At 69.6% G+C, this 25,898-nt stretch carries 19 protein-coding genes and 1 pseudogene; 7 read left to right on the forward strand and 13 right to left on the reverse strand.

Features of this window, described 5'->3' with window-relative positions:
* Positions 1-243 precede the first annotated feature (243 nt).
* The 3 genes from WME89_RS10205 (at position 244) to WME89_RS10215 (ending at position 4,611) form a co-directional block, all read left to right on the forward strand.
* Positions 244-2,247 carry a rhamnogalacturonan lyase gene (locus WME89_RS10205; protein ID WP_438009030.1) on the forward strand — a complete coding sequence of 668 codons (2,004 nt, stop codon included), beginning with the start codon at positions 244-246 and terminating at the stop codon, positions 2,245-2,247.
* A 156-nt stretch (positions 2,248-2,403) separates the two neighbouring features.
* Entirely contained in the window at positions 2,404-3,405 is a 1,002-nt protein-coding gene (locus WME89_RS10210; protein ID WP_438009031.1) for a rhamnogalacturonan acetylesterase, read from the forward strand.
* A gap of 96 nt (positions 3,406-3,501) precedes the next feature.
* On the forward strand, positions 3,502-4,611 hold the full coding sequence (locus WME89_RS10215; protein WP_438009032.1) for a HupE/UreJ family protein: 1,110 nt from the start codon (positions 3,502-3,504) through the stop codon (positions 4,609-4,611).
* Positions 4,612-4,735: 124 nt separating this feature from the next.
* Here the strand turns inward: WME89_RS10215 and WME89_RS10220 are convergent, their stop codons facing one another.
* The 12 genes and pseudogenes from WME89_RS10220 to WME89_RS10275 all read right to left on the reverse strand — a co-directional run bounded on the left by WME89_RS10220 (position 4,736) and on the right by WME89_RS10275 (position 20,570).
* Entirely contained in the window at positions 4,736-6,532 is a 1,797-nt protein-coding gene (locus tag WME89_RS10220) for a rhamnogalacturonan lyase (RefSeq protein WP_438011918.1), read from the reverse strand.
* Positions 6,533-6,820: 288 nt separating this feature from the next.
* Positions 6,821-7,183: pseudogene (locus WME89_RS10225) on the reverse strand (cellulose binding domain-containing protein); the annotation flags it as partial.
* A gap of 667 nt (positions 7,184-7,850) precedes the next feature.
* A complete protein-coding gene (locus WME89_RS10230) occupies positions 7,851-8,222 on the reverse strand; it encodes a molecular chaperone DnaJ (protein WP_438009033.1) in 372 nt (123 codons plus the stop codon).
* A 245-nt stretch (positions 8,223-8,467) separates the two neighbouring features.
* Positions 8,468-8,953 carry a hypothetical protein gene (locus tag WME89_RS10235; protein ID WP_438009034.1) on the reverse strand — a complete coding sequence of 162 codons (486 nt, stop codon included), beginning with the start codon at positions 8,951-8,953 and terminating at the stop codon, positions 8,468-8,470.
* A gap of 307 nt (positions 8,954-9,260) precedes the next feature.
* Positions 9,261-10,574: a magnesium transporter gene (gene mgtE, locus WME89_RS10240; RefSeq protein WP_438009035.1), complete on the reverse strand. Its 1,314-nt coding sequence runs from the start codon at positions 10,572-10,574 to the stop codon at positions 9,261-9,263.
* A gap of 139 nt (positions 10,575-10,713) precedes the next feature.
* Positions 10,714-11,304: a GTP-binding protein gene (locus tag WME89_RS10245; protein ID WP_437511272.1), complete on the reverse strand. Its 591-nt coding sequence runs from the start codon at positions 11,302-11,304 to the stop codon at positions 10,714-10,716.
* A 363-nt stretch (positions 11,305-11,667) separates the two neighbouring features.
* Positions 11,668-12,915, reverse strand: a complete 1,248-nt coding sequence (locus WME89_RS10250; protein ID WP_438009036.1) for a hypothetical protein — start codon at positions 12,913-12,915, stop codon at positions 11,668-11,670.
* 370 nt (positions 12,916-13,285) lie between these two features.
* Positions 13,286-14,470 (reverse strand): cytochrome P450, encoded by a 1,185-nt coding sequence (locus WME89_RS10255; protein WP_438009037.1) that lies wholly within the window; start codon positions 14,468-14,470, stop codon positions 13,286-13,288.
* Positions 14,471-14,734: 264 nt separating this feature from the next.
* A complete protein-coding gene (locus WME89_RS10260; protein WP_438009038.1) occupies positions 14,735-15,190 on the reverse strand; it encodes a hypothetical protein in 456 nt (151 codons plus the stop codon).
* Positions 15,191-16,036: 846 nt separating this feature from the next.
* Positions 16,037-16,492 carry a hypothetical protein gene (locus tag WME89_RS10265; RefSeq protein WP_437652375.1) on the reverse strand — a complete coding sequence of 152 codons (456 nt, stop codon included), beginning with the start codon at positions 16,490-16,492 and terminating at the stop codon, positions 16,037-16,039.
* Between the two features lie 1,125 nt (positions 16,493-17,617).
* The gene (locus WME89_RS10270) at positions 17,618-18,073 is read right to left on the reverse strand and encodes a hypothetical protein (RefSeq protein ID WP_437652375.1); all 456 of its coding nucleotides are present in this window, start codon (positions 18,071-18,073) and stop codon (positions 17,618-17,620) included.
* Positions 18,074-20,405: 2,332 nt separating this feature from the next.
* Entirely contained in the window at positions 20,406-20,570 is a 165-nt protein-coding gene (locus tag WME89_RS10275; protein ID WP_438009039.1) for a hypothetical protein, read from the reverse strand.
* On the opposite strand from WME89_RS10275, the gene WME89_RS10280 reads away from it, so the two are divergent.
* From WME89_RS10280 to WME89_RS10295, 4 genes are all read left to right on the forward strand, one after another.
* The gene (locus tag WME89_RS10280; protein WP_438009040.1) at positions 20,569-21,849 is read left to right on the forward strand and encodes a serine hydrolase domain-containing protein; all 1,281 of its coding nucleotides are present in this window, start codon (positions 20,569-20,571) and stop codon (positions 21,847-21,849) included. The genes WME89_RS10275 and WME89_RS10280 overlap by 2 nt on opposite strands.
* Before the next feature lie 328 nt (positions 21,850-22,177).
* On the forward strand, positions 22,178-22,534 hold the full coding sequence (locus WME89_RS10285; RefSeq protein ID WP_438009041.1) for a response regulator: 357 nt from the start codon (positions 22,178-22,180) through the stop codon (positions 22,532-22,534).
* Positions 22,535-22,744: 210 nt separating this feature from the next.
* Positions 22,745-22,996: a hypothetical protein gene (locus tag WME89_RS10290; protein ID WP_438009042.1), complete on the forward strand. Its 252-nt coding sequence runs from the start codon at positions 22,745-22,747 to the stop codon at positions 22,994-22,996.
* Positions 22,997-23,007: 11 nt separating this feature from the next.
* Complete coding sequence (locus tag WME89_RS10295; protein ID WP_438009043.1) at positions 23,008-24,015, forward strand: PAS domain-containing sensor histidine kinase; 1,008 nt, start codon at positions 23,008-23,010, stop codon at positions 24,013-24,015.
* A 37-nt stretch (positions 24,016-24,052) separates the two neighbouring features.
* On the opposite strand, the gene WME89_RS10300 is transcribed toward WME89_RS10295, so the two are convergent.
* A complete protein-coding gene (locus tag WME89_RS10300) occupies positions 24,053-25,837 on the reverse strand; it encodes an adenylate/guanylate cyclase domain-containing protein (protein ID WP_438009044.1) in 1,785 nt (594 codons plus the stop codon).
* Positions 25,838-25,898: the final 61 nt, after the last annotated feature.

Below are 25,898 nucleotides of genomic sequence, written 5' to 3' on the forward strand. Positions count from 1 at the left end.
GCGCTTCGGCGCACAGGGAGGCAGAGCGGTGCCTGGCGGGTGGCCTGGTACCCTCTTCCTACACGTCCAATTTATCCACACCCAGCGGACCGTGATCTCATGGTCGCTCGGCGGGCGCGCTCGTGTCCGCTCGAGCGACACGCGCTTGCCGGTCGCCCTGTGGCGTTGTGCCTCGACGGCCGGCGGAGGAGAGAGTCCATGTCTCGATCAACCATTCTTGCTTACAGACGAGCTTCGGTTCCTTTGCGTGCGCTGCTCTCGGCGGCCCTCCTTTGCGCATGCGGTGCCGAGGACAGCTCGGCTGGCGCTGGCGGCGCCGCGGGCCATGGCGGCGGCGAGCCGTCGGGAAGCGCTGGCAGCGGCAGCAGCAACGGCAGCGGCAGCGCCAGCGGCGGCAGCAGCAGCAGCGCTGGCAGCAGCAGCGCCAGCGGCAGCCCGGGAGCAGGCGGCGGGGCAACCGGCGGCGGGAGCAGCCTGAACGCTTGCGTCGGCGCCGGGCAGGAGCCGGCGGCGCGGCTCATGGAGAACCTCGGGCGCGGCCTGGTCGCGGTGAGGACGGGCGATGGCGTCTACGTCGGCTGGCGCCTGCTGGGCACGGATCCTCCGGACGTGGCCTTCAACCTTTACCGCGACGGGACCAGGATCAACGCCGAGCCCATTGTGGCGTCCACCAACTACGTCGATCGCGACGGGGGCGACCGGTCCTCGTACGAGGTTCGGCCCGTCCTCCAGGGGCAGGAGCAGCCGCCGTCAAAGCCGGCGACCGTGATCGCGCGCAACTACATCACGGTTCCCCTGCAGACCCTCCCCGGCCACACCCCGAACGACGCGTCCGTCGGGGATCTCGACGGTGACGGCGAGCTCGAGATCGTCCTGAAGCAGGAGCAGACTCCCCGGGACAACTCGCAGAAGGGGAGCACCGGTGAGACGAAGCTCGAGGCGTACGAGCTCGACGGGACCCTCCTCTGGAGGATCAACCTGGGCCGCAACATCCGGGAAGGCGCCCATTACACGCAGTTCATGGTCTTCGACTTCGACGGCGACGGGCGGGCCGAGGTCGCGGCGAAGACCGCGGACGGGACCGTCGACGGCAAGGGCAAGATCCTCGGCGACCGGGACGCGAACCACCGGAACGGCGACGGCTACGTCCTCCGAGGCCCGGAGTTCCTCACCGTCTTCGATGGGCGGACCGGCGGCGAGCTCGCCACGGTCGATTACATCCCGGCCCGGGGCAACGTCGACGACTGGGGAGACAAGTACGGCAACCGGGTCGACCGCTTCCTCGCCGGCGTGGCGTACCTCGACGGGAAGCGGCCCAGCCTCGTGATGTGCCGCGGATACTATACAAGGACCGTCCTCGCGGCGTGGAACTGGAGGGATGGCCAGCTGACGAATGTCTGGACGTTCGACAGCAAAGACGGGAACCGGGACTACGCCGGGCAGGGCAACCACCAGCTCAGCGTCGGCGACGTCGACGCCGACGGCAAGGACGAGATCGTCTATGGCGCGATGGCGATCGACGACGATGGGTCGCCGCTGTGGAACACCCGGTACGGGCATGGCGACGCCATGCACCTCACCGACATCGACCCGGACCGGCCGGGCATCGAGGTCTTCGATATCCAGGAGCGATTCGACGACGCCGGGGCCCACCTGAACGACGCCCGGACCGGGGAGACCCTGTGGAAGAAGGCGTCGAAGGCCGCCGGAGACGACGGGGAGGGGCCTGGCCGCGGCGTGGCGGCCGATCTGGATCCGGCGCACCGAGGGCTGGAGATGTGGGTCGCGGGCGCCGGTCTGAGCGGCAGCCTGTGGAACGTGCGGGGAGACCGGGTCGGCGACGCTCCTTCGTCGTGCAACTTCGTGGCCTGGTGGGACGCCGACCCGCTGCGGGAGCTCCTGGATCGCAACCGGATCAGCAAGTACGGCGGGGGCAACCTGCTGACCGCCGACGGGTGCGACTCGAACAACGGGACGAAGGCGACGCCTGCCCTCAGCGCCGATCTCTTCGGGGACTGGCGGGAAGAGGTGATGTGGAGGACGACGGACGGCAAGGCATTGCGCATCTACACCACGACGATCCCCACGGACCGGCGCATCCACACGCTCCTGCACGATCCCCAGTACCGCCTCGGGGTTGCCTGGCAGAACGTCGCCTACAACCAGCCTCCGCACACGAGCTTCTACCTCGGCGACGGCATGGCGGACCCGCCCGCTCCGGAGATCTCGGTGCCCTGCTTGCCGTGATCCTCGCCGAGCGGCGCCCGAGCGCTCGCCCCGCGGCGGGCGCGCCGGCGCCGCTCATTTCTCGAGCGCCCGCACGCGCATGTCATTTATGTCCTCTTTCCGGGCACGCCGTCGAGGCGTGCTCGTGCGTGCACCGTCCTCTCTCAGGAGCCTGCCATGATCATTCGACCCATCTGCTTGACCGTCCTGTTGCCTTCCCTCGTGTTCGGCCTCGCCGCGGGGGGGTGCGACCCGGGAGACGCCAACGACGAGCCCGCCGCGCAGAGCAGCAGCAGCAGCAGCAGCGCCAGCGACAGCAGCAGCAGCAGTAGCAGCAGCAGCAACGGTGTGGGGAGCGCGAGCAGCGGCTCCGGGGGTGGCGCCGGCGGCACGGGCGCTGGCGGCGCAGGCGCAGGGGGCGGCGGCGGTGGCGCGGCCGGGGGGACGACGAGCACCGCCGGTGGAGCGGAGGGCAGCGGCGGGAGCGCCGAGCTGCCGGACGTCTCGGTCTACGTCGCCGGCGACTCGACCGTACAGACCTACGTGAACAGCCCGATTCACCAGGCGGGCTGGGGTCAGATGCTCGGAGAGTTCTTCGACGAGCGGGTGCACATCGAGAACCGGGCCATCGGCGGCCGTACCGCGCGCCGGTTCATCGAGGAGGGGCGTCTGACCGACATCCTGGACGACATCCAGAGCGGAGATTACCTGCTGGTGCAGTTCGGCACCAACGACAGCAACAGGAACGCGACGTACGAGCGCGACGGCGTCACCATTCCCTATTACCTGGACCCCGCGACGGACTTCAAATCGTACCTCACCCGGTACATCACGGGCGCGCAGGAGCACGACGCGATACCGGTGCTGGTCACCCCGCCGCCGCGGCGCTCCTGCTCCGGGGACAGCCATGATTTCGGCAACGGCCTGGCCGCGTATGCGCAGGCGATGCGGGAGCTCGGCGGCGACCTGGACGTGCCCGTCATCGACCTCAACGAGAAGACGCTCGTCTATCTGAGGTCGATCGGGTGCGTGGCGGCGGGCGAGGACTTCTTCCTCATCCGAGCGGACGGCTCGGTCGACGGCACCCATTTCCAGGAGACCGGCGCCCGCATCATGGCGGGCTTCGTGGCCGACGGCACCGCCGACACCGACCTGCTGCTCGCGCAGTACCGGAAATGAGGCAGCGCGTCGGCCTCTTTACCCTCCGCTGAGCCCTGCGAGCGAGGCGCGCGCACCTCGATCTCGCATGTTCCAACACCGTCTCCTGGAGGTCTCTTGCGCTGCTTCCTGCCCGCTCTCCCGATCGCGCTGCTCGCGCTGCTCTCTCCGGGCAGCGCGTCCGCGCACGATCCCTTCGAGATCACCGTCGAGGCGAGCTTGCACGCCGATCGGATCGAGGTGCAGACCACGATGGGGCGCGGGACGGCCGCGACGTCGTGCCCGGCCGCGGCCGGCGAGCGCCCGAGGGAGGGGGCCGACGCGTCAGAGGCCCTGCGATCGCGCATGGAGGCCTGCGGGCCGCGCCTCCACGAGGTCACCGCCGGCGGCGAGGCGCTGCGGCCCCGCGCGTCGAGCGCCGCGTTGACGGAGGAGAACGATGTCGAGGTGACGCTCGTCTATCCGCCACCGCCGACAGGCCCGCTCCGGTTCGACGCCGTGCTCCTGAAGCGCCTGCCCGATCCCACCTATGGCGCGGAGATCGCGGTGAGGCGCGAGGGCGCGCTCCTTGGGCATCGGCTCCTGCGCGCCGAGGACTCGACGATCGAGATCGACATCGAGGCGCCGGGAGCGGGCACGGGGGCCCCGGGGCCGGCGAAGCCTCCCGAGGTGCCCTCGTTCGGCCAGTACCTGCGCCTCGGTGTGGAGCACATCCTCACGGGGTATGATCATCTGCTGTTCCTCGCCGCGCTCCTGGCCGTGTGTCGCGGCGTCCGGTCGGCGCTCGGCATCGTGACATGCTTCACGCTCGCGCACTCGCTCACGCTGGTGCTCGCTGTTTTCCAGGTGGTCACGCTCTCGAGCCGCATCGTCGAGCCGCTCATCGCCGCGACGATCGTGTTCGTCGGCGCCGAGAACCTGCTCCGGGGCGAGGAGCCCAAGGGACGCTGGGCGCTCACGTTCGCCTTCGGGCTCGTTCACGGCCTGGGCTTCGCGGGCGTGCTCAGGGAGATGGGGCTCGGCGAGGACGGAGGCTCGATCGTGGTCCCGCTCCTCTCGTTCAACCTCGGCGTCGAGCTCGGACAGCTGGGGATCACCCTCCTGTTCTTGCCGATCCTGTGGCGGTTGCGGGCCGTGCCTGCGTTCGCGCGTCACGGCGAAAGAGGCCTGTCCCTGGTGGTCGTCGCCCTTGGGCTCTACTGGATGGTGGAGCGCGCCTTAAGCTGAGCGCCCGGCGACTGGCCGCGTGCGCCGGTGCGCTGGCGAGTAGTCTGCGCCGCGAGAGGCCGCGGCACGAGAGGCCGCGGCGCGAGAGGCCGCGGCGCGGACTGCCCGCCTCGCGCTGTCGACGTTACCTGACGTGGATGTCCGGCCTCGGGGGCGCCGCCATCCCGCCGCCGATGTGGAAGCTCGGGTGGGGCGGCTGGTTGTAGGCGGTCTGCTCCGAGGTGATCTGCATGCGGTACTGGGGGTCGTGCATCAGCGTGTAGATCCGCCGCGTCGTCACGTTGGTCGTCGTGTAGATCCGCAGCGCCGAGTTGTCGGTCTCGCGCCACACGATCTCCTCCCGCCAGTCGCCGAGCAGGTCGGCGGTGAGCGTCGGCGTGGACTTCGTGCCGTTGTTCGAGGAGCACTGGCTGCAGCTGAGCAGCGAGCCCCCGCCGTACTTGGTGATCGACGTGTTGTTCTGCAGCTCGCGCAGCTCGTCCGCGTCCCACCAGATCAGGAAGTTGGCCGACGCGGGCTGGCTCCCGACGTTCGACCCGCTGGAGGCGGACAGCAGCCCTCCCGTGGAGTTGGTCCACATCTCCGCGCCGGCGTTGCTCGCGGAGACGTCGGCCGCCACGCCGCGCCCTGTGTCGGCCCCCGTGACGGGGCCCTTGTGGAGCACGGCGCAGGAGTTCGCGTCGTGGATGTCGAAGGTCGGCTGGCTGCCGTCCTCGTGGGGCATGAACACCTCGAGCCCCGGGCGCGAGAGCACGAAGTCGCTGACGTGCAGCGCGTCGCCGTGCCCGAAGCCGGTCGAGCACTTCCGGGTGCCGTTGCTGTCGATCGTGGAGGCCCCGTAGATCACCTCCTGGGCGCCGTCGTTGTCGACGTCGGCCACGGCCATGGAGTGAGCGCCCTGGCCCGTGTAGGCGGTGTTCGCGTTGCTGTCGGCCTTCCAGATCTGGGAGAGGGCGCCGTCGCGGAAGCGCCAGGCGGTGACGGTGGCGCGCGTGTAATAGCCGCGGGCCATCAGGATCGCCGGCCTGCCGCTCGCGTCCTGGCCTGTCCCGAGGTCGCTCACGAACCCGGCGCTGGCGAGGAACCTGTCGACGCGGTTGCCGTACGAATCACCCCAGGACGAGACGGTGCCTCGGGGCACGTCGAAGGCGACGGTCGCGAGCTCGGCGCCGTTGCTCCCGGCGAACACCGTCAGGTACTCCGGGCCGGTGAGCACGTAGCCCGCGGCGTTCCGGTAGTCCGCCGCGTCGTCGTCGGAGGCGGCGGGGCCCCGGCGCAGGGCCGTGCCGGTCCCGTCCTTCGTGCCAGGCGCGGTCTTCACCGCGACCTCGGCGCTCCCGTCGCCGTCGAAGTCGTACACGACGAACTGCGTGTAGTGCGCGCCCGCGCGGATGTTCCTCCCGAGGTCGACGCGCCAGAGCCGGCGCCCGTCGAGCTTGTACGCGTCGAGGTAGACGGGCCCGGTGCAGCCGGCCTGGGAGTTGTCCTTCGCGTTCGAGGGGTCCCACTTGAGGATGATCTCGTACTGTCCGTCGCCGTCCAGGTCTCCGGTGCTCGCGTCGTTGGCAACGTACGAGTAGCTCTCGCCCGCGTTATCGCACTTCGACGGCGTGGTCCCGCCCGCGGGCGCCGAGATGGGGATGCGCAGGTAGTTCTGGCCCCAGGTGGCGACGGCGGGCGAGGCTGCCTGCGCGGCGCCGCCGACGACGGCCTTGATAGCGTACGTCGACGAGGTGGTGCCGGCGGCGTCGAGGTAATTGGTGCTGTTCGTGACGTTCGCGACGCGCGTGCCGTTCCGGTACACGTCGTACGAGATCGCGCTCGGGTTCGCCGCGTCGTATTCGTAGCCGAACATCCTCCAGCCGACGTAGACGCCGCCCGACACCTTGACGGCGACGACGCCGCGATCGAGGTCTTCCATCTGGTAGTGGCCGCTCGGGGCGGCAATGCCGCCGCCGCTGCCGCCAGCGCCGCCGGTGCCGCCAGCGCCGCCGGTGCCGCCGGTGCCGCCGCTGCCGCCGCTGCCGCCGGCGCCGCCGCTGCCGCTGCCGCTAGAGCTGCTGGCGCTGCTGCTGCTGGCGCTGCTGCTGCTGGCGCTGCTGCTGCTGGCGCTGCTGCTGCTGGCGCTGCTAGTGCCCGAGCCGCCCGCCGTCACGCTGGCGAGCGATGGCCGCTGCGCAGGACCGCTCGCTGACGCGCAGAACCCGAAGCTCGTCGATGCCCCGGGGGCCAGGGCCGCGTTGTGGGCTGCGGGCGTCGCGATCAGCTGCGCTCCGCTCACGCTCGTCGTTGCGCTCCACGCGTTCGTCAGCGTGGAGCCGTTCATGTTGGTGGCGACCCGCCAGGTCGTGGTCGCCGTCGTTCCTGTGTTCTTGATGCCGACGTCGGCGCAGTATCCATTCCCCCAGTCCGATGCAACCGTCAGCGTGGCGGTCAGCCCGTCGCCCGTCAGCGGCTGATCCCACGCCTCCTGGTACTCGAGCTCTCCTTGAGGCTCCTGGGTGCCGTCCATCACGCACGCTCCGAGGAGCACGAGGGCAGCGGCCGTTGCTGCCGATAAGCAAGTTCGCATGGAAAGATCCTCTCTTGAAAGACGCGGCGCACCGGGGTGAGCCGCGGCAAACCTCGTCCTCCGGCCGCCTCCGGCCGGCGGTTTACCTGCCAGCGGCGCTCCGGAGATCGAGGGGCATACTCTGCTGTTCCTGGTTGCTCGGGGGACCCGAACCCAATCACCAAAAGCGTGAGAGTCGCGCGTTTCGCCGCTGATTGTGATCTTGCAGCGCAACCAGATCTGCGCTGATCGCCAGCAGCCTCACCAGGGTCGCGCGGTCATGAGGACCGCCTGGTGGCGCTGGAGGATCGCCGGGCGCTGCACGCCGCAGCACGTGCAGATCGGCCCCTGTCGGGCTCATGCACGGACGGCGGCGTGATCGGCGCAGCGCTGCTGCTGTAGGATTGAACAGGGCTCGATCAGCGGTCTCGCCGGACACGCCGCTTCGCGCGTGCCGCGCACCCGTGATCCGCCGGCGAGGCGCCGCCCTCCCGCTCCGGCGGCGCCCGTCTGGGCCGCGCCAGGAGGGAGCGGGCAGCGCCCGCGGTCACGTTGTCCACAGGAAGGCCACCGACTGTGGACAAATGTGCAGTGGTCCCGGCCCCTCCGGCGGCCGCCCGGGCGCGCCTGCTCGTCGCTGGCGCCCGCCGGGCCCGGCGTGATGCGCGCCCGCGGCTCGCGCCCTGGATCAGGGCGTCGGCGGGCGGATCTGCTTGCGGATCTTCTTGAGGAAGGTCTGCGTGCACTTGCCGTGGCTGCCCTCGTGCTCGATGATCTCGCGCGTCAGCTTCGCCTTCGTCTCGTTCGAGACGGTCGCGCTGGCCCGGACCTCGTTCGCGAGCTGGCCGCCCTCGAGGGTCGAGGGCCACGTCTGCTTCTCGACGACGGCCGCCACGTTCGTCGGGCGGTGGTGCGAGGCCTTCGTCTTCGTGACGTCGCGGAGGCCCCCCTCGTCGGAGCGACGCCCCGAGCCGTGGCAGCTCGGGCACGTGGTGGTGTTTCCAAACGAATTGGCGATGCGACCGTCGCCTCCGCAAATGCCGCACGTCTCTGCCATCATCGCTGGGGTGTACTGTATTTCCCGCGCGCGCGCAGGTATTCTCGCGCATCCCGGTGCGATGCGCCGGCACAGCGGACGCGCGCTCGGCGCCATGTGCCGGTCATTCGAGCGGCTCGAGGGCCGGGCGGCCTGAGAGCGGGCGAGCACGGCAGGCGCGGCGCGAGGAGGAAGCTCGCGGAAATCGCGCGAAATCTACGGCCCCTCGGCGCCCGGGCGGCTCACCTCACGCTCGTCCGAGCACCGCGCTACAGGCCGCCCTTTTCACACGGGATCTCGTACTTGTCGGTCATCATCAGGGCCCACACGCCAGGGCCGACGAACTCGTTGCCGACGAACTCTTGCCGCAGCAACGACGGGTCCTGCGTGCACTTGCCGTCTTTTTTCTTGTAGATCACGGTGGCGTTCGTCACGCGGCCGGTCACGACCCCGCTGTTCTCGTTGCGCTCGATCCGCCACTCGTCATCGGAGAAGATCACCTTGGCGTCCGTGATGGTCCCCTTGGACGTCATCTTGTCCACGAGCTGCTTCGCGAGCGCCTCGTCGTGAACCTTGCCGGGCGCGGGGATCGGGGGAGCTTCTTTCTTCTCCTGCTGCGCCTTCTGCGCTTCCCGCTCCTCGGCGTCCGCGGCGCCTGCGGCGGCGTTCAGCCCGAAACACCCGGTCGCGAAGAGGGCGGTGGCCGCGACGGCGATAATGAGGCTTGCATGGTGGCGTGCGCGTTCGGATTTCATCTGGGCAATCTCCTGATGGAACGGTCGGTGTCGCCGGATGACGCCGCGCGCCTCCGTCGGGGCTCCGAGGAGCGCGCCCGGTCGGCCGATCAACGGATCTCCGCGCTCTGCTGAAGTGACAGCTCGCCGACGATGCGAGCCACGTTTTCAGCTGCTGGGGAATGCGTCAAGAGAAATCGCGGCTGAGCGGCGGTTATCCTGCCGTGGCCGCCATGGTCGCGATGATTGCGACGCTTGCGACGCTAGCAGGACGCGCCCTGTCGTCGTGCTCGAGCCAGCGCTCGGGCGGAGCCGCGGCGGAGGGTTGTTATAGCAGGCTCCCCCGGAGGAGGAGCTGCGCGACGTTGAAGTAAATGACGAGCCCCGAGACGTCGACGAGGGTCGCGACGAACGGCGCAGAGGCGCTGGCCGGGTCGAAGCCCAGCCGGCGGATCGCGAAGGGAAGCATCGAGCCGGCGAGCGTTCCCCACGTGACGATGCCGACCAGGCTCACGGCCACCGTGGCGGCCACCTCGCGGTAGTGCTCCCCGTACGTGTGGAAGATGGCCTGCCACACGAGGATGCGGACGAGGCCGATCGTGGCGAGGATGACGCCGAGCGATAGACCGGCGGTGAGCTCACGACGGACGATGCGCCACCAGTCCTTGACCGCGACCTCGCCGAGCGCCATCGCGCGGATGATCAGCGTCGTGGCCTGGGACCCGGAGTTGCCGCCGCTCGAGATGATGAGCGGCACGAACAGCGCGAGCACGACGGCCCTCGCGATCTCCTCCTCGTAGTGCCCCATGGCGCTCGCGGTGAGCATCTCGCCGAGGAAGAGCGCCGAGAGCCAGCCGGCGCGCTTCTTCACCATGGCCAGCATGCTGGTCTGCATGTACGGCGTGTCGAGCGCCTCCATGCCGCCGAGCTTCTGGATGTCCTCGGTGGCCGCCTGCTGGACGACGTCGACGATGTCGTCGACCGTCACGATGCCCTTCATCCTGCCCTCGGCGTCGACGACCGGGAGCGCGTTGAGGTCGTGTTGCGCGATGACGCGCGCGACCGCCTCCTGGTCCAGCGTGTCGGGCACCGAGATGACGTCCCGGCGCATGACGTCGGACACGGCCTTGTCGCCCGGCGCGACGAAGAGGTCCCGGAAGGACACCACGCCCTGCAGCCGCTGCGCCTGGTCGAGCACGTACGCGTAATAGATCGTCTCGACCTTCTCCTGGGCCTGCCGCTGGAGGTACCGGATGGCCTCGCCCACCTGCATGTCGGGCCGCAGGCGCGCGAACCGCGGGCTCATGAGGCCGCCGGCCGCGTCCTCGGCGTACGCCATCAGGGCCGCGACCTCGCGCCGCGTCGGCTCGTCGAGCAGCTGGAGGAACGAGGCGCGGTCTTGCGGGGGGACGAGCTGGATCACGTCGGCCGCGTCGTCGGGCGCGAGGAGCCGCATCCAGAGCGTCCGCTCGCTGCCGCGCATCGCGAGCAGGATCGCCGCCTGCTCCTGCCCGGACAGGCCCAGGAAGAAGCCGTGGACCTCGCTCCGGTCGACGTGCTCGAAGCTCTCGCCGCGCTCCGCGGGCGACAGGACAGGCCAGATCTCGCGAAGCTCGGCGGCGGTGAGACGGTCGTCAGGCATGGCGCGCCTCCACGGCGGGTGAGTCGGCGGGAGAGTGAGGCTGGATGAGGCGGCGCGGGCGCTCGGTCTCGCCGCGGCGCGAGGACACGGCCGTCGTGTCCTCTCCCTTGTACACGAGCCCTGCTGCGCGCGGGAGGCCTCAGCGGCGCCCGCGATCCATCTCCTTGAGGGCGAGCTTCGCGATCGCCCTCAGGGTGTCGAACACCCCGCGTCCGCTCGCCGCGGCGGCCTCGAACTCGGGCGCTCCGCTCGGGTTGAGGAGCTCGCGGAGCTCCGCCACGTCGGCGATCCCGTCGAGATCCCGCTTGTTGTACTGGATGACGAACGGCAGCCGGCCGGGCGAGCGGCCCTCTTCTCTGAGGTTGTCCCAGAGGTCGTCCATCGACTCCAGGTTCGCGTCGAGCCGGGCCCGCTGCGAGTCGGCCACGAACACGACGCCGTCGATTCCCTTCAAGATCAGCTTCCGGCTCGCCCTGTAGAAGATCTGGCCCGGCACGGTATAGAGCTGCAGGCGCGTCTGGAAGCCGGACAGCCCCCCGAGATCCAGCGGCAGGAAGTCGAAGAACAGCGTGCGATCGCTCTCGGTCTTGAGCGAGATGAGCCGCCCCTTGGCGTTCGGCACGGTCCGGTCGTACACATACTGGAGGTTCGTCGTCTTTCCGCACAGCCCGGGCCCGTAATAGACGATCTTGCAGTAGATCTCCCGGCTCGCATAGTTGATGAACGCCATCGGCGTGCTCCTCTAGAGTCCGCGTTCGAGGGGAGGCAAAGCCGGTCCCCGCACTGGAAAGAGAGCGCGACCGCGCCCCCCACACCGGAGAGCAAGGCGGCCGACGTTCCCCGCACTGGAGGGGAAGGCGACCGCCGCCTCCCGCACCGGGAGAGCAGGCGATCGCCGACCCCGCGCTGGAAGGGAGGGCGACGGCCGCTCCCCTCTCGAATCGCCGCACTGTCCGCGGCGCGCGCCAGGGCGCGCCCGGGCTACGGGGCCGCGACGCGCCGCCGCGCCGCCGCGCCGCCGCGCCCGCCCCACGTCACGCGCGGCCGGCGCCGACTCCCATGGTCGCCGCGCCTGGCGCCGCGCCGCCGGCGCTCAGCAGGACGCGTCGGCGATCGCGTGCAGGGCGGCCACGAACCCTTCGAGCGAGGCGTCGCGCGCGTCGCTGTGCTTCACCAGCCGCTCGTTCACCGCGATGAGCTCCGCGACATCCTCGCTCGCGCCCGGGATGCGCCGGAGCTCGTGGACGGCGCGGCTCACCCGCGAGGGCGGGTCGAGGCACGCGAGCGCCGACAGCGCCGCCAGCGCGGCCGACTGGTTGCCCGCCGCGAGCGCCTCCCGCGCCATCCCGAGCAGGACCAGCGCGAAAGCGACCTGGATCGCCTCCAGGAAGCCGCGGGAGATCTCCTTGCCGCCCTGGCTGGCCTCGCTCCACGCGAGCGTCACGAGCTCGCCTATCTCCGAGAAGGCGCGCGTCGACATCAGCGTGGAGAACGTCTCCAGGCCGTGCTTGTCCCAGGCTGCCCGCGTCGTCAGCTGGCGCGCGAGCCACGAGAGCACCGCATAGGCGTCACCCCCCGCGCGGATCGACCCGAGCGCTATATCCATCAGCGCGGCCCTCGCCACGCCGTGCGCCTCGAGCCAGCCGAGCAGGTTGGCCCGCTCTCCCGCCCTCGGCGTCCGGCGGGCCTTCTCGAGGATCGCGTCCTTCAGCGGCGCGGGGAAGTGGGGGATATCGACGCTCCAGTCCTCGTCCGACCCGCGCGCGCGCTCCATCGCCAGCGCGGCCAGCGCGTCGTCGTCGAGCGACAGCACCCCTGCGCGCCGCGCCGCGAGGATCTTCGCGACCGGCAGATCGCGCAGCGCCGGGCGCTCCGCGTCGAGGCCGTCGAGCTCGTTCCCGTCGAGCAGCGGCGGCAGCCCCCGATAGACCTTTGGCGAGAACATGAACCCGGAGGCCCACTGGACAGGCTCACGCCGGCAGCGCGCGAGCACGCGCTCGTAGATCGCGTCGGGGACCTTCCCGCGCACGAGATCCGAGAGCTCGATCCACTCCTCCTCGTCGAGCTCGAGGCGCGGCACGCTCAGCACCTCGTGCTGGAAGTGCGCGGGATCCCTGATCGCGAGCCGGGCGAGCTGCTGGATCACAGGTCCGCTGAAGCCGCTCTCGCAGCGCGCCCTCCAGCGCAGGAGATCCGATGTCCCGAGCTCCTCGATGTGCTCGGAGAGAAAGGCATGATCGTCCGGCTCGAGCGCCGGCTGGCGAAGCACGTGAAAGAAGGCGACCGGACGGGCGCGGCCCCGGTGCGCGCGCACCAGGGCGTCGATTTCCGCCTTTCGCATGGCGCGACCTCATCATCCCCGGCCCACGAGGGCTCGGAGACATCCTCGGGTCTATCGTCGCCTGGCGCTTGCGCGGCCCGTCATGACTCGTCGGTCGGTGGAATGACGGATCCTGTTCCTGACCGGTGCGACGAGAATAGCGCCAGCGCGCCTCCTGTCAAGCTGAGCGGTCGGGGAGGGGGCTTTGGGCTGTTTTACCTGGCTGGCGTGGCTGGCGTGGCTGGCCTGGCTGGCGTGGCTGGCGTGGCTGGCGTGGCTGGCGTGGTTGGCGTGGCTGGCCTGGCCGTCGAGATCGGGTGAGGCGCTCCGGGAGCCTCAGCGCGGCAGTCGTCGCTCCGGTCCGCGCCTGGCCGGCGCGACCCAGGCGCCGTCAGCCGGCGATGAACCGCAGCGGCAAGGCCACAGGTCCGCGCACGGTGAGCGTGCGGTTGTAGGCGATCTCCCCGGAGCAGCGCTCGACCCGGGCGAAGCGCGCGACGAGCGCCTCGAGCGCCGCGCGGGCCTCCATGCGGGCCAGCGCCGCGCCGATGCAGAAGTGGATGCCGTGTCCGAACTGGAGCCCTCCGTGGGAGCCGCGGTGCAGGTCGAACCGGTCTGGATCGGGGTACTGCCGCTCGTCGCGGTTGGCGGAGGCCACGAGCGCGAGCACCAGGGCCCCGGCGGGCAGCGTCGCCCCGGCGAGCGAGACCTCACGGGTGGTCAGCCGTGGGACGGACTGGCTCGGACCATCGTACCGGAGCACCTCCTCGACGAAGAGCGGCACGAGGTCGGGCGCGTCGTGCAGGCGTCGCATCATGTCCGGGTGGTCGGCCAGGAAGAGGAGCGCATTGCCGAGGAGGTGGGTCGTCGTCTCCAGCCCGCCGAGCAGGAGGAGGACGAGGAAGTCGACGATCTCGGTGTCCGTCAGCGCCTGTCCATCGAGCTCGGCGCGGACGAGGTCGCTCACCGTGTCGTCCGCGGGCGCGCGGCGCCGCGCCGCGACGACGTCCTTCAGGTACCCTGTCAGCTCCGCGATCGTCGTCCGGATCCGTTCGGGGTTGGCGGGCGGCGCGGGCCCCGGCGTGACCGAGAGGATGTCGTCGGCCCATCGCTTGAAGTGCGCGCGCAGCCCATGGTCGAGCCCGAGCACCTCGCCGATGACGAACGCCGGCAGCGGCATCGCGAGGGCGTCGATGAAGTCGACCTCTCCCGCGAGGCCGCTCGCGAGCTCCCCGGCGACGGCGCGGATGCGCGGCGCGAGCCGGGCCACGGTGCCCGACCCGAACGCCCGGTGGATGAGCCCGCGCAGGCGTGTGTGCGCGGGCGGGTCCAGGGCGAGCATCGAGTTCGCGAGCGGGTTGTAGCCTATCCAGGGCGGCTGCCACGCCGCCTTGAAGCCGTGCGACGAGAAGAGCTCGGGGCTCTTCAGCACGAAGAGCACGTCCTCGTACCGGCTCACGGCCCACATCCCGCCGGGCTCGACCTGACAGACCGGGGCCTCGCGCCGGAGCTCGGCGTAATGGGGATACGGGTCCGCGCGAAACGCAGGCGCCAGCACGTCCATCCGATGATGCATCGCAGTTGCCTCCCGGGTCCCTCGGCCGGGCAGCGCCCTCGAGGGGCTGCCGAGGCGAGCGGACCGCGGGGCGTGCGAGAGCACCCCGGGGGCCAGGCGGCGATGGCCTGTGTTTCTCGGCCCGCGAGCGGGCCGGCGCGCGCGCTGGCCGGTCGAAATGACCGGGTAATCGGTCATCTTGACCGACCGAAGCCCGGGAGGCGGCGGGCCTCCCGGGCTTCGGTCTCGCGTGTCAGCGGTCGGCGCCGGATCGCGCGGTGCGCCTCACTTGACGAACACGAGCAGCTTCTTGATGCCGTTGACGTCGAAGACCTTGACGCCGACGACATCGCTCACGTCCACGTCGTTGTTGCTGAGGACGTCGCCGATCTTGATGCCGTTGGCCACGTCCACGTCCTTCAGCACGTTCTGCAGGTTGAGGATCTGGAGGTTCAGGACGAGGTTGTTCAGCGTGTCGTCCACGATATCGATATCGGCGTCGTTGAGGACGTCCTGGAGGTACACGATCTTGATGTGCTCGGCGTTGATGACCTCATCGTTGAGGTCCAGGGTGTCCGTGAGCTGGGCGGCGACGGCCACGAGCCCGGTCGCGACGGTGGTGTAGTCCGGGGCGTCGGCCTTGACCGGAGCCTCCCACGACGCGAGCGCGGGGGCCGAGAGGCTGAGGGCAACGAGAGCAGCGCCAACGCCGGAGAGAACGCGAGACTTGAGCGACTTCATGTTCGTTTTATCCTCGAATCAGGGGTGTTCAGTTCGTTTTTGTTTGTTTGCTTCGCCAGAACGCAGAACGCCGGGTTGCTGACAGCCTCTCACCACATCCGTTGAACCGATCGTGTGCTCGGGCGGCTCGGGTCGTCCGATGCGCGCGTCCGTCTCGATCGATCTCGACCTGGGGTCGTCGTCCGACGCTCGCGCGCCGGCCTCGTATAGCTATGTTGTGCGCGTCGCTGCGTAGGGTCGCGCGCGCCTGTTCAATGCTCGTTTATGTCAGCTCCGGCGCTCTCGCGCTCCGTCGAAGACCGTTTCGTCTTCGCATTGGGGCTTATTCACGGATGATGCCAAGTGCAGAGTCGCGGCTGAAGCGCACGGATCGACAAGAAATTCAACGCGGCTGTCGCCCGGTAGTGTCGGGGAGACATGGTTGCCTCACCAGGGGTGTGGCGTCGAGACAATAGGCCACGCGGAGTTCATGGGCTCTCTACGCGTGCGCCAAGTCATTGTCGATATGAGAGGTGAGCGGAGGGTGATGGAGAGAAGCTCGCACGGGAAGAACCCGGCGCCGGTACCGCGATCGCGGCGGGAGGCAACAGCGTCGTGAATGGATGATCGCGCCGAGCGCCATGGTGCGCGCGTAACGCTCTGGCCCAGCGAGGGTGATGGACGGCGGGGCGTGCGAGCGCACCCCGGGTGCCATGCGGCGATAGCCTATGTTTCCCGGCCCGCGAGCTGGCTGGTCAGAAGGACCGGTTGATCGGTCGTCTGGATCGAGCGAAGCCCGGGAGGCGGCGGGCCTCCCGGGCTTCGGTCTCGCGTGTCAGCGGTCGGCGCCGGATCGCGCGGTCCGCCTCACTTGACGAACACGAGCAGCTTCTTGATGCCGTTGACGTCGAAGACCTTGACGCCGACGACATCGCTCACGTCCACGTCGTTGTTGCTGAGGACGTCGCCGATCTTGATGCCGTTGGCCACGTCCACGTCCTTCAGCACGTTCTGCAGGTTGAGGATCTGGAGGTTCAGGACGAGGTTGTTCAGCGTGTTGTCCACGATATCGATATCGGCGTCGTTGAGGACGTCCTGGAGGTACACGATCTTGATGTGCTCGGCGTTGATGACCTCATCGTTGAGGTCCAGGGTGTCCGTGAGCTGGGCGGCGACGGCCACGAGCCCGGTCGCGACGGTGGTGTAGTCCGGGGCGTCGGCCTTGACCGGAGCCTCCCACGACGCGAGCGCGGGGGCCGAGAGGCTGAGGGCAACGAGAGCAGCGCCAACGCCGGAGAGAACGCGAGACTTGAGCGACTTCATGTTCGTTTTATCCTCGAATCAGGGGTGTTCAGTTCGTTTTTGTTTGTTTGCTTCGCCAGAACGCAGAACGCCGGGTTGCTGACAGCCTATAACCAACCATGGAATCGATCGTGTGCTCGGGCGGCTCGGGTCGTCCGATGCGCGCGTCCGTTTCGAGCGATCCGACCTGGGGTCGTCGTCCGGCGCTCGCGCGCCGGCCTCGTACAGCTATGTTGTGCGCGTCGATGCGTAGGGTCGTGCGCGCCTGCTCATGCTCGTTTATGTCAGCTCCGGCGCTCTCGCGCTCCGTCGAAGACCGTTTCGTCTTCGCATTGGGGCTTATTCACGGATGATGCCAAGTGCAGAGTCGCGGCTGGTCGCGGCTGGGGCGCCCGGATCGACAAGAAATTCAACGCCGCTGTCGCCCGGTAGTGTCGGGGAGACATGGTTGCCTCACCAGCGGTGTGGCATCGAGACAATAGGCCACGCGGAGTTCATGGGCTCTCTACGCATGCGCCAAGTCATTGTCGATGTGATTTATCATGATACTATAGCAGGTTCTGCCGAGCAAGCCGTGAGCGCGCCGCGTCAACGCAATGTTACTGGACAGTGGTAGTGCGACGTCGACGTTGAACTTTCGAGTCGCTGGCGAGCTCATCAACGTCTGGTGACGCGGAGCGGCCCCGCTGCGCGGCCTCGCCTGGCAGCGAAGATCCGCTGCGGAAAGGCTGCTGCGCGCGAGGAGCGGACCGCGCCGTCAGCTCCGGGATCGCCGGGGGCTGCGGAGCGCGCGAGAGGTGAGCGGAGGGTGATGGAGAGAAGCTCGCACGGGAAGAACCCGGCGCCGGTACCGCGAATGCGAGGGAGGCAACAGCGTCGTGAATGGATGATCGCGCCGAGCCGCCATGGTGCGCGCGTAACGCTCCGGCCCAGCGAGGGTGATGGACCGCGAGGCGTGCGAGCGCACCCCGGGTGCCATGCGGCGATAGCCTGTGTCGCTCGGCCCGCGAGAGAGCCGGCGCGCGCGCTGGCCGGTCAAAGGACCGGTCGATCGGTCGTCTGGATCGAGCGAAGCCCGGGAGGCGGCGGGCCTCCCGGGCTTCGGTCTCGCGTGTCAGCGCTCGGCGCCGGGTCGCGCGGTCCGCCTCACTTGACGAACACGAGCAGCTTCTTGATGCCGTTGACGTCGAAGACCTTGACGCCGACGACATCGCTCACGTCCACGTCGTTGTTGCTGAGGACATCGCCGATCTTGATGCCGTTGGCCACGTCCACGTCCTTCAGCACGTTCTGCAGGTTGAGGATCTGGAGGTTCAGGACGAGGTTGTTCAGCGTGTTGTCCACGATGTCGATATCGGCGTCGTTGAGGACGTCCTGGAGGTACACGATCTTGATGTGCTCGGCGTTGATGACCTCATCGTTGAGGTCCAGGGTGTCGGTGAGCTGGGCGGCGACGGCCACGAGCCCGGTCGCGACGGTGGTGTAGTCCGGGGCGTCGGCCTTGACCGGAGCCTCCCACGACGCGAGCGCGGGGGCCGAGAGGCTGAGGGCAACGAGAGCAGCGCCAACGCCGGAGAGAACGCGAGACTTGAGCGACTTCATGTTCGTTTTATCCTCGAATCAGGGGTGTTCGGTTCGTTTTTGTTTGTTTGCTTCGCCAGAACGCAGAACGCCGGGTTGCCGACAGCCTATAACCAACCATGGAATCGATCGTGTGCTCGGGCGGCTCGGGTCGTCCGACGCGCGCGTCCGTTTCGATCGATCCGACCTGGGGTCGTCGTCCGGCGCTCTCACGCCGACTTCGTACAGCTGTGTTGTGCCGAGCGGGCTTCATTGAAGAAGCCCTCCCGTGCGGCGCGTCGACGCGGAGCGTCGCATGCGCCACTTCAATGCTTATCTATGTCAGCCCCGGCGCTCTCGCGCTCTGTCGAAGACCGGTTCGTCTTCGCATCGGAGCCTATTCACGGATGATGCCAAGCGCCGGGGCGCGATCGGGGGCGCCCGGGTCGCCAAGAAGTTCAACGCCACTGTCGCCAGGTGTTATCGGGAAGACACCTGCGCCTCACCAGGGCTGCGGCATCGAGACAAAACAGTCCACGCGGAGTCGATGGGCTCTCGACGCGTGCGCTAATTCATTGTCGATACGATTTGTCATGTTAGCATAGCCGGTTTTGCCGAGCAAGCTGTGAGCGCGCTGCGTCAACGCAGCCTCACTGGACGCTGGCATTGCGACGTCGGCGTCGAACTTCGGAGTCGCTGGCGAGCTCATCAGCCCAGGTGACTCGCAGCGGTCCCGCAGCGCGGCCTCGCCTGACGACGAAAATACGCTGCGGAAAGGCGGTTGCGCGCGGGCAGTGGACCGAGCCGTCAGCTCTGGAGTCGCCGGGAGCATCCGCGCGCGGGCGGTGAGCATCGGGGCCGAGAGAGAAGCTCATTCGGGAGAAGCCTGGCATCGATACAGCGATCGTGGGGCAAGGCATGGTGTGGTAAATGGACGGTCGCGCCGAGCCGCAGCGGAGCGCTGCGTTATGAGTGCGGGGCCGGCAGCGGTGATCCAGAAAAAAAGTCGTTCACACGTGAACAGTTTTGGTGCCGCGCGTCATGCTGCTTGCTCCATGCAGCAGTGGTGGCGCGCGTAGGCGGCCCCTTCGGTCACGGGCCTTCGAAGGTCCTTCGCGATGCGCAGGCCGAGGCATGAGAGGCGCCTCATGCTGCTTGCTCCATGCAGCAGTGGTGGCGCGCGTAGGCGGCCCCTTCGGTCACGGGCCTTCGAAGGTCCTTCCCGATGCGCAGGTCGAGGCATGAGAGGCGCCTCATGCTGCTTGCTCCATGCAGCAGTGGTGGTGCGCGTAGGCGGCCCCATCGGTCACGGGCCTTCGAAGGTCCTTCCCGATGCGCAGGCCGAGGCATGAGGGTCGCGGGGACCGGCGAGCGCGCGGGGGCGAGCGGCGGGCGAGCGGCGGGCGGCGGGCGACGAGCGGCGGGCGACGAGCTGCGGGTGGCCAGCTGCGGGTGGCCAGCTGCGGGTGGCCAGCGGCGGGCGGCCAGCGGCGGGCGGCCAGCGGCGGGTGGCCAGCGGCGGGTGGCCAGCGGCGGGCGGCCAGCGGCGGGTGACCAGCGGCGGGCGGCCAGCGGCGGGCGCGCGGGTGGCCATCGGCGAGCGGCGAGCGGCCAGCGACGGGCGCGCGGGTGGTCAGCTGCGGGTGGTCAGCTGCGGGTGGTCAGCTGCGGGTGGCCAGCGGGGGGTGTGCGGGTGGCCAGCGGCGAGCGCACGGGTGGCCAGCGGGTCACGACGGTGGGCGCCGCGAGCAGCCGCCGCCGCACCAGGGGCCGGGGTCGCCGTGCGTGACTGGATCGTGCTCGTCGCCCGAGGCTGGCGCGGCGGCGGTGTCTTCACATCCAGGCACGTTGACGAACGGCATCGCCGCGACAGGGCAGCGCCGTCGATATCATGCTCTGGCAGCAAGACGCTCGCGCGACTCACCACAGGAGGCATATGCGCTGATCGAGCGAATCGGCAGGATGCAAGTCGAGCAGGCGAGGCGAGAGGTGGCCGATGAGCCCTCGAGGGGCCAGGCGCTCCCATCGAGCGGTCCTGCGCGAAGGCCTCGTGATGTGATGGCAGTCAGCGCGGCGCGCGGCGCCTCGCCGAGAGGGGACGTCCGCGGCGATCGAGCGTCTCCGCAGCGGCGGTCGCGCAGCGCGCCCGCGCCCCGCAGCGCGATCGCCGGTGACGCCTGCACCCCGAGAGCGCTCCTCGAAGCGAGGTCGAAACGCCCCGGTGCATTCGTCCACGGTCTTCCACGGTCGTCCAGGATGTCGAGACGAGAGGACATCTGCTTGCGTCATCCCGCAATCGATTGCGCGTTGATTCCCGTCGTGCCAACTCAACTGGAGGCGACGCGCCCAGCCGCTCGGCTGAAAGGCAGCGGAATCAGGTGTTGTTGACGACGCAGATCGAAGGGAAAGAGAGCAGGCCGCGCTGGCGCACATGTTGCCGAACTGCGCGCCAGACGCCCACGTTGAACTCGCCCCGGTTCTGCCGGGCAAGCTCCGTGGAATCATTCATTCTTGATGAAAGCAAGGTTGGAAGAGCCATGACCGATCAACGACGAGCGTTCAACCGCAGGCAGTTCTTGCAAGGGATGACCCAGTTCGCGGCGGTGGCGGCCGCGGCGCCCGCGCTCGGCTCGGACCCCTGGAGAGGCGTCACCTGCACCACGCTCACGGCGGGGCAGCCCGAGGACGTGAGCATGAGCTCCGAACGGCTGGAGGACGTCTTCGCGCGGATCCAGCGCCGGGTGAACGACGGGCTGTTCCCGGGCGCCACGGCGCTTGTCGCGCGGCACGGGGTCATCGTGGGTCACCGGGCCTTCGGCAGCAAGGTCGCCGGCGCCGACGATCCGGTGACGCTCGATACGATCTTCGACCTGCAATCGATGACCAAGGTGCTCTCGACGGCGGCGTCGGCGCTCGCGCTCGTCCAGGAGGGCGTGATCCGGCTGAACGATCGGGTCGCCCGCCACCTGCCGGAGTTCGCCGCCAACGGAAAGGGAGCCGTCACCGTCTATGACATGCTCCGTTACTCGGCCGGTTTGCCCATGGACAACCAGTTCCTGGACATGACGGACGGCGAGGCCGTCTGGCGCCTCATGGCCGAGACGCCGCTCGAGTACCCGACGGGTACGTCGGTGCTCTACAGCGATCTCACATACCGCCTCCTCGGTCGCATGATCGAGGCTGCCGCGGGCGAAGATCTCGGTACCGTCGCGGACGGGCGCATCTGGGGCCCTCTCGGCATGAACGACACGATGTACAACCCGCCCCCGGCGCTCCTCGAGCGCATCGCGGCCACGGGGTACTCCAGCATCCGGGACCGCGTCGTCCGCGGCGAGGTGCAGGACGAGCAGGATTTCGCGCTGGGCGGCATCACCGGCTGCGACGGCGTCTTCTCCACGGCGAGGGACATCGCCGTGTTCTGCCAGATGATCATGAACGGCGGCGCGTACGGCCACGCCGAGATCCTGCGGCCCGATCTGGTGCGCCAGATGAAGAAGAACAACACGCCCCAGGTGACGGCGGCCGCGACCGACACCTCGCCCATCAACAACCTCCTCTGCACCCCGAAGGGCCTCGGCTGGGAGCTCTGGACGAGGCGCTTCTCCAGCGGCGGCATGCGCCTGTCGCCGCGCGCTTACGGCAAGGCGGGCGGCGCCGGCACGGTGATGTGGGTCGATCCGGATCTCGAGATCATCGGCGTCCTCCTGACCAACCACGGCCTGCCGCAGCCGTTCGACGAGCTCGGCTGGGACCGGATGCTCGACAACATCGGCTGCGCCGAGTTCTTCGACGGCATCATCAACGCGGTTCACGACTGATCGCCCGCGCCGCTGAGCTCCCTCTCCAGCGACGCGGCGCTGCTCGCCCATCACCACTGCGCCGCCCAGGTCCACCCCCCCGCCCGATCCGACAAAGGTCTCCCGAGGGGAGGAGGCGCTGGCGACCACCCTGAGCAAGCTCAGGGCGGAGCGCCTGAATCCTGGGGGGCCCGACAGCAGCGGGCGTGTACGTGGGGTAATAGCAAGGACATCGAGTCAGCGAGGACCGGACAGCCGGTCGCTCGGCCTCAGCTGGAGGGCTTGAATCGACCAGGAGCGGGCGGCGCCGGCATACCGCGCCGGACTGCGCCACACGGAAGGGAAGCTCATGCATATCAAGACCGTACTCATCATCGACGATGAGGAGGGAATCCGGGAGACCCTCCGGATGACGCTGGAGCTCGAGGGCTACGAGGTCCATACGGCGGAGCACGGCAGGGCGGCGCTGGAAGCGCTCGAAGGGACGCTGCGGCCGGGCGTCATCCTGGTCGACCTGATGATGCCGATCATGAACGGATGGGAGTTCATCGCCGCCGTGATGCAGGATCGTCGGTTCTCGACGATCCCGATCCTGGTCTTGACGGCCTTTCCCGACAGGGCGGGAGAGCTGCCTGCCCGGAGCGTGCTGAGCAAGCCAATCAGCCTGGACGCGCTCCTCGACGTCGTCCATCACTACTGTGGATGAACGCCGCGCGACGTCCGAGCGACCAGGCAGGCTGGACACAGCCTGCAGGATGCCGCCCGGACCGAGACGCCGGACTGAACAGCTCGGCCTTCAGAATCCATGACAGAGAGCTACACCATCACGGAGACGCTCCGTGCACGGAGACGCTCCGTGCCGCTCGCACGGAGACGCTCCGTGCGAGCGGCATGACGGCGGCGGCGGAGGAGATCCATGCGCACGGCATCTGACGACGAGGTGGCCCGGTCCGACCAGCGCTCCCGGCACCTGCTCGAGCCCGGGCCCGGCCGGTCGGCGGCTGCCGTCGGGGCGCGGGCGGAGCAGCTCGACCTCATGGCCGTGCTCCAGGCGTCCCAGGCCATCTCCAGAGAGATCGTCCTCTCGCGGCTGCTCGAGGCCTTGGTGCGCACCATCTGTCGGCCGTGTTTGGCCGCCGGCCATGTGACCTCCTTTCGGGCGCGGTGACGTTCTCGTCGTTGGTTCACCCGGATGACCGGGAGCGCGTCATAGGCGAGATCGCCGCCTGCGCGGCGGTCGGTCGCGACCGGTTCGAGCAGGAGTATCGTGTGGTCTGCGGGGACGGACGCGTCCGATGGGTCGATGACCGGACCGCGATCGAGCGGGACGCTGCGGGGCGGATCTGCCATCACCGGAGCATCCTCGCCGATATCACCGAGAAGCGGGCAGCCGACGAGCCGCGGCGCCGGAGCGAGGAGCTGCTCCGTGCCATCGTCGAGAACACGACGGCGATCGTCTACGCCAAGGATACCGAGCGCCGCATCCTCACGCTCAACCGCCGGTTCGCGGAGGTGTGGGGCATCCCGTTGGCGGAGCTGATCGGCACGACGGGCGACCAGGTGCTCCCCGCGGAGATCGTCGAAAAGTTCCGGGCGAGCGATCTCAAGGCGATGGCGGCCCGCGCCCCGGTGCAGATGGAGATGACGCTGCCGCAGCCGGACGGCGTGCACACGTACATTTCCCTCAAGGTCCCGCTCTGCGACGCGTCGGGGGTGCTGTACGGCGTGTGCGGGATCTGCACGGACATCACCGAGCGGGTCGAGGCGCAGAAGGAGTGCGAGCGCCTGCTCGGCGAGGCGCAGGAGGCGCTCCGGGTCCGGGACGAGTTCCTCTCCATCGCTTCTCATGAGCTGAAGACGCCGCTCACGCCGCTCCGCCTGCACATGCAGCTGCTCCGGCGGCACCTCTCCGATCCGGCGCTCGCGGTGCACCCCAGGACGCAGAGCTTCTACAAGCTCCTCGAGATCTCCAATCAGCAGCTGGAGCGGCTCACCAAGCTGGTCGACGACCTGCTCGACGTGTCGCGGATCAGCGCGGGGCAGCTCGCGATGCAGCTGGAGGACGTCGATCTCTCGTCGCTGGCGAGGGATACCGCGGAGGGGTTCTGCCAGGAGCTCTCCTCCGTGGGATCGTGCCTGTCGCTCTGCGCGAGCGAGCCAGTCGTCGGCCGCTGGGGCGGAGCGTGAGGGCTCGCGGGAGCCCCGCGGGCGCGCTCGGCCCCCCTCAGCCCGGATCGAGCTCGTAGACGACCGTGGTGGTCTTGCGCCCCGTGAGGTTGCGCTCGCCGAGCGCGCGCAGCGGGAAGGCGCCGCCGGCGAGGCCCCTCGTCGCCTCGGAGACAAGCACCTGGTTCGGCGCCGCGATCGCCTCGAGCCGCGAGGCCACGTTCACCACGTCGCCGATCACCGTGTACTCCATCCGCTTGTCGGAGCCGATGTTGCCGACGATCGCCTCTCCGGAGTTCACGCCGACGCCGAGCCGGATCTCGATATCGTACCTCTCGCGCCACTCCTCGTTCGCCGTCTCGAGGAAGCGCATCATGTCCTCCGCGGCCGCGAGCGCGCGGCGCGCGTGGTCCTCCTGCGGGAGCGGGGCGCCCCACACCGCCATGACGCAGTCGCCGATGAACTTGTCGACCGTGCCCCCGTGCCGGAACACGATCTCGGTGAGCATCGAGAAGAGCTCGTTCAGCAGGGCGACCATCCGCTCGGCGTCGCGCGACTCGGCGAGCGGCGTGAAGCCGACGACATCGGCGAAGAGCACCGACACGGCCGCCCGCTTGCCGCCGAGGGCGAGCGGGTGCTCGCCCCGGACGATCGCGTCGACGACGGCCTTGTCCATGAACCGGCCGAGATCCCCGCGGAGCTTCGCCTCGCGCGCGATGTCGACCTCGCCCTGCTCGAGGTCCTCGGCCATGCGGCGGAGCGAGGTCGTGAGCTCGCCGATCTCGTCGCGCCGGCCGCCCTGCGCGTCGCCGAGCGCGATCTCGCGCCAGCGGCGGGCGCCGATGAGCCGCGCCTGCGCGACGAGGTGCAGGACAGGACGCGTGACGTGCCGGGCGGTGAAGACCGCGAGGGCGAACGCGAGGACCAGCGCGCCCGCGGCGACGGCGAGGCCGCGGCGCCGCATCTCGTCGAGCGCCGCGAAGGCCACCGGCTCCGGGCGCCAGATCGCGACCGCCCAGCCGAGGTCGGGCAGCGTCTCGACGGCGCCGATCATCCGCTGGCCGCCCTCGTCGTGCGGGCCGATCACGCTGATCTTGTCGGTCCACACCGCGCCCGGGGGGAGCTTGCCCCACAGCGGCAAGCCCGAGACGTCGCTGCCCGGCGCGGCGCCCGGGACCCCGAACGCCGCGATCGCGCGGCGCTCGTGGCCCGCGATGAGCAGCCGCACCTCGCGGCCGCCGAAGCGGCGCTCGGCGATCGCCGCGAGGTCGCGCTCGAGCGCGTCGAGCCCCACCTGCGCGACGACGTAGCCGGCCGGACCCAGAGGCGCGGCCGCGCCGGCGGCGTCGGCGGCGTCGGCCGGCGACCGCACCCGGGCCACGAGCAGGCCCTGGCCCGGCCCGACCACGCCGAAGCCCACGCCGTGCTCGTCGGCCAGCCTGCGCAGCGCCGGCGGCGCCGCGGGCACGTCCGCGCCGGACGACGCCTTGCGGACCACCGTGCTGATCCCCGCCTCGGGCACCTCCAGCCGCACGGCGTCGATCAGCGCGCGCGTCGCGACGAGGGCGCGCACCGACGCGACCGCATCCTCGTCCCGGATCGCCCCGGCCGCCGCGTGGCCGAAGATCGCCGCGGCCGCGACGGCGTCGCTCTCGACGTCCCGCACGAGCTGGATCGAGACCGAGGCCACCTCGGAGAGGATCGCCGCCTGCAGGCTCTCCTCGGACGTCCGCACGGCGCGGCGGTTCACGTCGGTGAGGAGCGTCACGGCGACGGCCACGGGGGCGACGGCGATCGCCGTGAAGAGCGCGATCGCCTTCGTCTTGAGCGAGAGCGCCCTCACGCCGGGACCTCCGCGCGGCACCCGCCGCGGTGACGGGCGTCACCGCCGCGCGGCGCGCGCG

Origin of the sequence: Sorangium sp. So ce321 (assembly GCF_051530195.1) — a bacterium.
GTDB lineage: Bacteria > Myxococcota_A > Polyangia > Polyangiales > Polyangiaceae > Sorangium.